The 1,928-nt window shown below is 59.9% G+C and carries 2 protein-coding genes and 1 pseudogene; all 3 read left to right on the top strand.

What is annotated here, in order from left to right; translation table 11 throughout:
* The first annotated feature begins 10 nt into the window (after positions 1–10).
* A complete protein-coding gene (locus ACIP8I_RS26390) occupies positions 11–808 on the top strand; it encodes a ParA family protein (RefSeq protein ID WP_400764832.1) in 798 nt (265 codons plus the stop codon).
* A 9-nt stretch (positions 809–817) separates the two neighbouring features.
* Positions 818–1,690 carry a ParB/RepB/Spo0J family partition protein gene (locus ACIP8I_RS26385; RefSeq protein ID WP_007960777.1) on the top strand — a complete coding sequence of 291 codons (873 nt, stop codon included), beginning with the start codon at positions 818–820 and terminating at the stop codon, positions 1,688–1,690.
* A 148-nt stretch (positions 1,691–1,838) separates the two neighbouring features.
* A pseudogene (locus ACIP8I_RS26380) lies at positions 1,839–1,928 on the top strand (F0F1 ATP synthase subunit I); the annotation flags it as partial.

The raw sequence follows: 1,928 nt of genomic DNA, 5'->3' as shown, positions 1-1,928 counted from the left end.
ACACGCAAGAATGGCTAAGGTATTCGCGATAGCGAACCAGAAGGGTGGTGTGGGCACGACCACCACCTGCATCAACCTCGCAGCATCCCTGGTCGCGACCAAGCGCCGGGTGCTGTTGATCGATCTCGATCCACAGGGCAACGCCACCATGGGTAGCGGTGTGGATAAACATGGCCTGGAAAACTCGGTCTACGACCTGCTGATCGGCGAATGCGATCTGGCACAGGCCATGCACTACTCCGAGCACGGCGGTTATCAATTGCTACCGGCCAACCGCGACCTGACCGCGGCCGAAGTGGTGCTGCTGGAAATGCAGATGAAGGAAAGCCGGCTGCGCAGCGCACTGGCGCCGATCCGTGAAAACTACGATTACATTCTGATCGACTGCCCGCCGTCGCTGTCGATGCTCACATTGAACGCACTGGTCGCCGCTGACGGGGTGATTATCCCCATGCAGTGCGAGTACTTTGCGCTCGAAGGCTTGAGCGACCTTGTGGATAACATCAAGCGCATTGCCGAACTGCTGAACCCGAACCTCAAGGTCGAAGGTTTGCTGCGCACCATGTACGACCCGCGTCTGAGCCTGATGAACGATGTCTCGGCGCAGCTCAAGGAACACTTCGGTGAGCAGCTGTACGACACGGTGATCCCGCGCAACATCCGCCTGGCCGAAGCGCCGAGCTACGGTATGCCGGCACTGGCCTACGACAAGCAATCGCGCGGCGCGCTGGCCTATCTGGCCCTGGCGGGCGAGATGGTTCGCCGTCAGCGCAAAAATTCACGCATCGCCGCTGCCCAGCCAACTTAAGGAATCCCCATGGCCGTCAAGAAACGAGGTCTCGGACGTGGACTGGATGCACTGCTGAGTGGTCCGACCGTCAGCGCGCTGGAAGAACAAGCGGCGCAGGCCGATACCCGTGAACTGCAACACCTGCCGCTGGATCTGCTGCAGCGTGGCAAATACCAGCCACGCCGTGACATGGATCCACAGGCGCTGGAAGAGCTGGCGCAGTCGATCAAGGCGCAAGGCGTGATGCAGCCGATCGTGGTGCGCCCGATTGGCGGTGGCCGCTTCGAAATCATCGCCGGTGAACGCCGCTGGCGCGCCAGCCAGCAGGCCGGCCAGGAAACCATCCCGGCGATGGTCCGGGATGTGCCGGATGAGACTGCGATCGCCATTGCGCTGATCGAGAACATTCAGCGTGAAGACCTGAACCCGATCGAAGAAGCCGTCGCCCTGCAGCGTCTGCAGCAGGAATTCCAGCTCACCCAACAGCAGGTGGCCGAGGCTGTGGGTAAGTCCCGGGTGACTGTGGCTAACCTGTTGCGACTTATTGCACTGCCGGAAGTCATCAAGACCATGCTGTCCCACGGCGACCTGGAAATGGGTCATGCCCGTGCTTTGCTCGGTCTGCCGGACAATCAGCAGGTGGAAGGGGCGCGACATGTTGTCGCACGCGGCCTGACTGTGCGCCAAACCGAGGCACTGGTTCGTCAGTGGTTGAGTGGCAAACCGGAGCCTGTGGAAGCGGCCAAACCCGACCCGGACATCGCCCGGCTTGAACAGCGTCTGGCCGAGCGCCTAGGCTCTGCGGTGCAGATTCGCCACGGCAAGAAGGGAAAAGGTCAGCTGGTGATCGGTTACAACTCCCTCGATGAGCTTCAAGGTGTGCTCGCACACATCCGCTGAAACATTTCCTCATGTAGCGCGCAGTCGGAAATCACTACCTGACAGTTGAATAGGGGCAGAACCGCCCCTATACTCTGCGCGCATTTTGTCGGCACAAATTATGCCAAGTTATTGAATTCTGGCAGCCGACCATTGGAGAGCAAACGTGATGGAAACCCGCAAGCCAAACCGCCTGCCGTTCCATCGCCTGGCGGTTTTTCCGGTGTTGATGGCTCAATTTGTCATTTTGCTCATTGCC

Source organism: Pseudomonas sp. NPDC088414 (genome assembly GCF_044753325.1).
Taxonomy (GTDB): Bacteria; Pseudomonadota; Gammaproteobacteria; order Pseudomonadales; family Pseudomonadaceae; genus Aquipseudomonas.
This window is presented reverse-complemented; position numbering and strand designations above follow the sequence as displayed.

What these genes read in the sequence shown, in the direction of transcription:
- ACIP8I_RS26390 (WP_400764832.1), top strand. Translation starts at nt 11, where the DNA reads ATGGCTAAGGTATTCGCGATAGCGAACCAGAAGGGTGGTGTGGGCACG.
- ACIP8I_RS26385 (WP_007960777.1), top strand. Translation starts at nt 818, where the DNA reads ATGGCCGTCAAGAAACGAGGTCTCGGACGTGGACTGGATGCACTGCTG.